This is a genomic window from Streptomyces sp. NRRL WC-3549, assembly GCF_000721935.1.
Taxonomy (GTDB): domain Bacteria; phylum Actinomycetota; class Actinomycetes; order Streptomycetales; family Streptomycetaceae; genus Streptomyces.
This window is the reverse complement of record NZ_KL585401.1, coordinates 75,227-82,525: the sequence shown is the minus strand read 5'-3', so window position 1 is coordinate 82,525 and position 7,299 is coordinate 75,227. Positions and strand designations below refer to the sequence as shown.

At 70.7% G+C, this 7,299-nt stretch carries 5 protein-coding genes and 2 pseudogenes; all 7 read left to right on the top strand.

The window, feature by feature from the left end; translation table 11 throughout:
* Positions 1-158: 158 nt before the first annotated feature.
* Positions 159-1,147, top strand: a pseudogene (locus IH13_RS0116875) (mechanosensitive ion channel family protein).
* Between the two features lie 213 nt (positions 1,148-1,360).
* Positions 1,361-2,566 carry an ROK family transcriptional regulator gene (locus tag IH13_RS0116870; protein ID WP_031085268.1) on the top strand — a complete coding sequence of 402 codons (1,206 nt, stop codon included), beginning with the start codon at positions 1,361-1,363 and terminating at the stop codon, positions 2,564-2,566.
* Positions 2,567-2,619: 53 nt separating this feature from the next.
* Positions 2,620-3,954 (top strand): ABC transporter substrate-binding protein, encoded by a 1,335-nt coding sequence (locus IH13_RS0116865; protein ID WP_031085266.1) that lies wholly within the window; start codon positions 2,620-2,622, stop codon positions 3,952-3,954.
* A 4-nt stretch (positions 3,955-3,958) separates the two neighbouring features.
* Entirely contained in the window at positions 3,959-4,900 is a 942-nt protein-coding gene (locus tag IH13_RS0116860; protein ID WP_031085262.1) for a carbohydrate ABC transporter permease, read from the top strand.
* Between the two features lie 3 nt (positions 4,901-4,903).
* Positions 4,904-5,806, top strand: coding sequence for a carbohydrate ABC transporter permease (locus IH13_RS0116855; RefSeq protein WP_031085260.1), 903 nt, complete (start codon positions 4,904-4,906; stop codon positions 5,804-5,806).
* 1 nt (position 5,807) lies between these two features.
* Positions 5,808-7,073 carry a 6-phospho-beta-glucosidase gene (locus IH13_RS0116850; RefSeq protein ID WP_031085258.1) on the top strand — a complete coding sequence of 422 codons (1,266 nt, stop codon included), beginning with the start codon at positions 5,808-5,810 and terminating at the stop codon, positions 7,071-7,073.
* Positions 7,064-7,299, top strand: a pseudogene (locus IH13_RS42400) (ATPase); the annotation flags it as partial. The gene IH13_RS0116850 and the pseudogene IH13_RS42400, both read left to right, overlap by 10 nt.

Sequence of the window (7,299 nt, the reverse complement as noted above, 5' to 3'; positions counted from 1 at the left end):
GTCCGGCGGCGGGGGCGGTGCGCCGCGTGACCGGCCGCCCACGCTGCGGCGCGCCCGTGCGCGGATGAGACGTGTCTCTCTCCCGGGAACGGCAACGATCCGCCGACTCCGCTTCGTTACTCTGATTGGTCTGCCGTCACCCCCTGGAGGTCCCCGCCGTGTCCCTGTCCGCCCTCCTTGCCGCGACCGCGTCGCCCGAGCCGGCCGGCTCGCTGGACGAAGCCGCCGAACGGGCCGGCGACGCCGCGGGGTGGGTCCAGGAGAACTGGTCCACCTGGCTGAACACCGGCCTGCGCATCCTGCTGATCGCGGCGGTCGCGCTGGTGCTCCGGTACGTGATCCGGCGAGCCCTGACCAACCTCATCGACCGGATGAACCGCAGCGCGCAGGCGGTCGAGGGCACCGCCCTCGGCGGCCTGCTGGTCAACGCCGAGCGCCGCCGCCAGCGCTCGGAGGCCATCGGCTCGGTGCTCCGCTCGGTCACGTCGTTCCTGATCCTGGGCACCGCCGCGCTGATGATCCTGGGCGCGTTCCAGATCAACCTGGCGCCGCTGCTCGCCTCCGCGGGGGTCGCGGGGGTCGCCCTCGGTTTCGGTGCCCGCAACCTCGTCACCGACTTCCTCTCCGGTGTCTTCATGATCCTGGAGGACCAGTACGGCGTCGGTGACCAGATCGACGCGGGGGTCGCCTCCGGCGAGGTCATCGAGGTCGGGCTGCGGGTCACCAAACTGCGCGGCGACAACGGTGCGATCTGGTACGTCCGCAACGGCGAGGTGAAACGGATCGGCAACCTGAGCCAGGGCTGGTCCACGGCCGGCGTGGACGTCGTGGTCCCGCCCACCGAGGACCTCGACGAGGTGGCCGCCGCGATCACCGCGGCCACCGAGGAGATGACCAAGGAAGAACCCTGGTCCGAGCGGCTGTGGGGCCCGGTGGAGGTCCTCGGCCTGGACGCGGTCCTGCTCGACTCGATGACCGTCCGGGTCACGGCGAAGACCATGCCGGGCAAGGCGCTGGGCGTGGAGCGGGAGCTGCGGTGGCGCATCAAGCGGGCGCTGGACACGGCCTGTCTCGATGTGTATAAGAGACAGCCTCCCCGCAGTCGCTGGCGGCGACCCCGATACCGCCGCCGACCATGGCGAAGTAGGACCGGACCGGACCGGAGGGCCCCGTGCGAGACCGCGCGGGGCCCTCCGCACGTCCGAGCACGTCCGAACCGCCCGGGCCGGCCGCCGCGGCACGCCCTGGATAACGCTTCGGCACGCACAGGCCTCGGACCATTGACGAGCCGGTGACGCGCGTCCTACCTTCCTCCCATCGAACAGGAAACTTTCCTAACAGAAGGCGGGGCGCACTCTTCATGGCCGGCACCACACCAGGCACCCCGCGCGTCCTGCGGGCCATGAACGACCGGGCGGCGCTGGACCTGCTGCTGGAGCACGGTCCGCTGACCCGGACGAGGATCGGGAAGCTCACCGGGCTCTCCAAGCCCACCGCCTCGCAGCTGCTCGCCCGGCTGGAGGCGGCCGGCCTCGTCGTCGCCACGGGCACGAGCGAGGGGCGCCCCGGGCCCAACGCCCAGCTGTACGCCGTCAACCCGCGCGCCGCGCACGTGGCGGGGCTCGACGTGACCGCGCGGCGGATCGTCGCGGCCGTCGCCGACGTGACCGGGGAGACGGTCGGCACGTACGAGCTGCCCACCCCCGGGCGGCGCGCCGGCGGCGTGGTGCGGCAGGTGACCGAGGCCCTGGACGGGGCGGCGAAGGAGGCGGGGATCTCCCGCGCCGAGGTGCACCGCGTCGTCATCGGCACCCCCGGCGCCTTCGACCCCGGCACCGGCCGGCTGCGCTACGCCTCGCACCTCCCCGGCTGGCACTCCCCCACCCTGCTGGACGAGCTGGCCGCCTGCCTGCCGATGCCGGTGGAGTACGAGAACGACGTGAACCTGGTGGCGGTCGCCGAGCAGCGGCTCGGCGCGGCCCGGGGCCACGAGGACTTCGTCCTGCTCTGGAACGAGGAGGGGCTCGGCGCCGCCCTCGTCATCAACGGCCGGCTGCACCGCGGCTTCACCGGCGGCGCCGGTGAGGTCGGCTTCCTGCCCGTGCCCGGGACGCCCCTGGTGCGCCAGGTGGTCAAGGCCAACGCGGGCGGCTTCCAGGAGCTGGCGGGCGCCCAGGCGGTGCCCCGGCTCGCCACGTCGCTCGGCATCGAGACCCCGCACCAGCCGTACGCCGAGGTCGCGGCCGGGCTGCTGGCCCGGGCCGCCGCCGCCTGGGAAGCGGACCCGGCCCTGACCGAGCTGCTGCGGCAGTACGCCCAGCGGCTGGCCACCGGCCTCGCCTCGCTCACCGCGGTGCTCGACCCCGGGCTGATCGTCCTGTCCGGGGGGCTCGTCTCCTCGGGCGGCGACCTCCTGCTCTCCCTGGTCCAGTCCGAGCTGGCCGAGCTGGCGGCGTCCCGCCCGCGCCTCGCGCTCGGGCTCATCGGCCACCACCCCGTACTGCGGGGCGCCCTCGAACGGGCCCTCGCCGACACCCGCGACGAAGTGTTCGACACCTCACGCTGATCCGTCCCCGCCCCGCCCCCTCCTCCACCTCATGTGTCCCTGGGAGCTTTGTCATGCGCAGAAGCCGCACGATGACCACCGCAGCCGTCGCCGTCGCCGCGCTCTCGGTGCTCGCCACCGCCTGTACGGGCCAGGCCGAGTCCGGTGCGAACGACGACCCGAACGCGAAGACCACGATCAACTTCTGGCACGGCTGGAGCTCGCCCGCCGAGGTGAAGGCCGTCCAGGACAACGTCGACCGGTTCGAGAAGACGCACCCGAACATCACGGTCGAGGTGGTCGGCAACATCAACGACGACAAGCTCAACCAGGCGCTGCGCGCGGGCGGCTCCAACGGTCCGGACGTGGTCTCGTCCTTCACCACCGCCAACGTCGGCAAGTTCTGCTCGTCCGGCGCCTTCGCCGACCTCGCGCCGTTCATCGAGAAGTCGGGGCTGGACCTGGAGAAGACCTTCCCGAAGGTGCTGCTCGACTACACGCAGTTCGAGGGCAAGCGCTGCGCCCTGCCGCTGCTCGCCGACGCCTACGGCCTCTACTACAACAAGGACGCCTTCGAGAAGGCCGGCATCACCGCGCCGCCGAAGACGATGTCCGAGCTGGCCTCGGTCGCCGAGAAGCTGACGATCCCCCAGGGCGACGGCTACCGGCAGCTCGGCTTCATGCCGACCTTCCACGGCTACGAGACGGTCGCCGACCACTACCTGTCGTCGTGGGACCACACCTACTTCGACGAGGACGGCAAGTCGAACATCGCCGAGGACCCGGCGTTCGCGGAGATGTTCACGTACCAGAAGAAGCTCGTCGAGGACCTGGGCGGCTACGAGAAGCTGGAGAAGTACCGGGGCAGGTTCGGTGACGAGTGGGGGGCCAAGCACCCCTTCCACACCGGGCAGGTCGCGATGCAGCTCGACGGTGAGTGGCGGCTCGGGATGGCCCTGGACGCCGAGGTCCCGTTCGAGATAGGGGTGGCGCCCATGCCGGTCGCCGACGACGAGGCCGACAGCTACGGCAAGGGCTTCCTGTCCGGCACGATCATGGGCATCGCGCCGTCCAGCAAGAAGCAGAACGCCGCGTGGGAGCTGGTGAAGTTCATGACCAGCGACACCCAGGCGGTGGTCGACTTCGCCAACGGCATCCGCAACGTGCCCTCCACCTTCGAGGCGCTGAAGTCGCCCGGCCTGAAGTTCGACCCGCGCTTCAGGACGTTCCTGGACATCGCCCAGCACCCGAAGTCCAACACCCCGGACGGGGCGATCAACGGGGCGACGTACCAGCAGACGCTCCAGGACTTCGGCTTCCAGTACGAGAAGGGCGCGGTGAAGGACCTGAAGGCCGGTCTGGAGAAGACCGCCGCGCAGATCGACACCGACATCGCCAAGGCCAAGTAGTCCGATGACCACGCACACGCTCCGCTCCAAGCGCCGCAGGTCGGCGCTGCGGACGGCGGCCTTCATGTCGCCGTGGCTGATCGGCTTCGCCGTCTTCTTCGCGTACCCGATGGTCTCGACCGTGTACTTCTCGTTCACGAAGTACGACGGCTTCGGGGCACCGTCCTTCAACGGGCTGACCAACTGGACGTACGTCTTCACCGACTACCCGATGTTCTGGCCGTCCCTGGCCAACACCCTGTGGCTGGTCCTCGTCATGGTCACCTGCCGGGTGGTCTTCGGGCTCGGGACCGGCATGCTGATCACCAGGATCAAGACGGGGACGGGTCTCTTCCGCACCTTCTTCTACCTGCCCTACCTGGCCCCGCCGGTCGCCGCGACACTGGCGTTCGTCTTCCTGCTCAACCCGGGGACGGGACCGGTCAACTCGATCCTGGGCGACCTCGGCCTGCCGACGCCCGGCTGGTTCAACGACGCCTCCTGGTCCAAGCCCGCGCTCACGATGCTCGCGGTGTGGGGCATCGGGGACCTGATGGTGATCTTCATGGCGGCGCTCCTGGACGTCCCCAAGGAGCAGTACGAGGCGGCCGAGCTGGACGGCACGTCGCCCTGGCAGCGGTTCCGCTTCGTCACGCTGCCGAACATCTCGCCGATCGTCCTGTTCGCCGTGGTCACCGGGGTGATCCAGGCGATGCAGTACTACACCCAGCCGCTGGTGGCGGGGAAGGTCGCCTCGGGGGTGATCGGCGGCTCCGGGCAGCAGTTCGAGCCGGGTTACCCCGACAAGTCGACCCTGACCCTGCCGCAGCTCGTCTACAACCTGGGCTTCCAGCGCTTCGACTACGGCTCCGCCTGCGTGGTCGCCCTCGTCCTGTTCGCCCTGGCCATGGCCTTCACCGCACTGCTGATGCGGGGCCGCAACAACCTGATCCAGGCCGGTGACTGAGCCATGACCCGACTCCTCGACCCGCCCCGGCCGCCGGCCGCCTCCCCCGAGGCGCCCACGCCCGCCCTGCGCACCGCCCGCCGCAAGGCGGTGCTGCACTGGATCGCGGTGCACTCCCTGGGGGTGGCCGCCGCGCTCTTCTTCGTCCTGCCGTTCGTCTTCGTGGTGCTGACCTCGCTGATGAGCGACCAGCAGGCGCTGACCCGGGACCTGATCCCGCGTACCTGGGAATGGGACAACTACCGGCGCGTGTTCGACACCCCGGGCTTCCTGACCTGGTGGCGCAACACCCTGCTGTACGCCGGGGTGGGCACCGTCCTGACGGTGGTCTCCTCCGTACCCGTCGCCTACGCGCTGGCGAAGTTCCGCTTCCGGGGGCGCCGGCTCTCCCTGATGCTGGTCATCTCGATGATGATGCTGCCGCCCCAGGTGGTCATCATCCCGATGTACCTGTTCTGGGCGAAGCAGCTGGACCTGTCCGGCACGCTCTGGCCGCTGATCATCCCGATGGCGTTCGGGGACGCGTTCTCCATCTTCCTGCTGCGGCAGTTCCTGCTGACCATCCCGGACGAGTACCTGGACGCGGCGAAGGTGGACGGCTGCGGCGAACTGCGCACCCTGCTCAGGGTCGTGCTGCCGATGGCGAAGCCCGGGATCGCGGCGATCGCCCTGTTCCAGTTCTTCGCCGCCTGGAACGACTACTTCGGGCCGCAGATCTACGCCTCCGAGAACCCGGCCGCCTGGACGCTCAGTTACGGCCTGGAGTCCTTCAAGGGCGCGCACCACACCGACTGGAACCTGACCATGGCCGCGACCGTTCTGGTCATGGCCCCCGTGGTCGCCGTCTTCTTCTTCGCCCAGAAGGCATTCGTCGAGGGCGTCACACTGACTGGAGTGAAGGGCTGAGATGAAGCTCGCAGTAGTGGGTGGCGGGTCCACCTACACCCCCGAACTGATCGACGGGTTCGCGCGGTTGCGCGACACCCTCCCCATCGAGGAGCTGGTGCTCGTCGACCCGGCGGCCGACCGGCTGGACCTCGTCGGTCCACTGGCCCGGCGGATCTTCGCCAAGCAGGGCCACCCGGGCCGGATCACCACCACCGCCGACCTGGACGCGGGGGTGGGGGGCGCCGACGCGGTGCTGCTCCAGCTGCGCGTCGGCGGGCAGGCCGCCCGCGAGCAGGACGAGACCTGGCCGCTGGAGTGCGGCTGCGTCGGCCAGGAGACCACCGGGGCCGGCGGCCTCGCCAAGGCGCTGCGCACGGTGCCGGTCGTCCTGGACATCGCCGAGCGCGTCCGGCGCACCAACCCGGACGCCTGGATCATCGACTTCACCAACCCGGTCGGCATCGTGACCCGGGCCCTGCTCCAGGCCGGGCACAAGGCGGTCGGGCTGTGCAACGTGGCGATCGGGTTCCAGCGCAAGTTCGCCCGGCTGCTGGACGTCGCCCCGGCCGAGGTGCACCTGGACCACGTCGGACTCAACCACCTCTCGTGGGAGCTGGGGGTGCGCCTGGGCGGCCCGGACGGCGAGGACGTCCTGCCCCGGCTGCTGGCGGAGCACGGTGAGACCATCGCCGCCGACCTGAGGATGCCCGCCCCGCTGCTGGACCGGCTCGGTGTCGTCCCCTCGTACTACCTGCGGTACTTCTACGCGCACGACGAGGTCGTCCGTGAGCTGGGCACCAAGCCGTCCCGGGCGGCCGAGGTCGCCGCGATGGAGAAGGAGCTGCTGGCCCTGTACGGCGACCCGGCGCTGGACGAGAAGCCCGCGCTGCTCGCCAAGCGCGGGGGCGCCTTCTACTCGGAGGCGGCCGTGGACCTGGCGGCCTCGCTGCTCGGCGGGGGCGGCTCCCCGGTGCAGGTGGTCAACACGTACAACAACGGCACCCTGCCCTTCCTGCCGGACGACGCGGTGATCGAGACGCAGGCCCGGGTGGACGGTTCGGGGGCCGCGCCGCTCGCGGTACCGGCGCTCGACCCGCTCTTCGCGGGGCTGGTCGCCAACGTCACGGCCTACGAGGACCTGGCCCTGGAGGCGGCGCTGCGCGGCGGCCGGGACCGGGTCTACAAGGCGCTGCTGGCGCACCCGCTGGTGGGCCAGTTCGCGTACGCCGAGCAGCTCACCGACCGGCTGATCGCCCACAACCGGGAGCACCTGGCGTGGGCGTGAACGCTTCGGTCCTCGCCCTCGACGCGGGGAACAGCAAGACCGACGTGGCGCTGATCGGTGAGGACGGCTCGGTGCTGTCGACGGCACGCGGCGGAGGGTTCCAGCCCTGTCTCTTATATGTGTATAAGAGACAGGCCCTGTCCCTCGCCGGGGAGCGCGTGGACGGGGTGGCGCACGTGTCGGCGTGCCTGGCCAACGCCGACCTCCCGGTGGAGGAGGCCGAGTT

Bases quoted from the DNA above. Each gene is read 5' to 3' on its own strand.
- IH13_RS0116870 (WP_031085268.1), top strand. From the start codon at position 1,361: ATGGCCGGCACCACACCAGGCACCCCGCGCGTCCTGCGGGCCATGAAC.
- IH13_RS0116860 (WP_031085262.1), top strand. From the start codon at position 3,959: ATGACCACGCACACGCTCCGCTCCAAGCGCCGCAGGTCGGCGCTGCGG.
- IH13_RS0116855 (WP_031085260.1), top strand. From the start codon at position 4,904: ATGACCCGACTCCTCGACCCGCCCCGGCCGCCGGCCGCCTCCCCCGAG.
- IH13_RS0116850 (WP_031085258.1), top strand. From the start codon at position 5,808: ATGAAGCTCGCAGTAGTGGGTGGCGGGTCCACCTACACCCCCGAACTG.
- IH13_RS0116865 (WP_031085266.1), top strand. From the start codon at position 2,620: ATGCGCAGAAGCCGCACGATGACCACCGCAGCCGTCGCCGTCGCCGCG.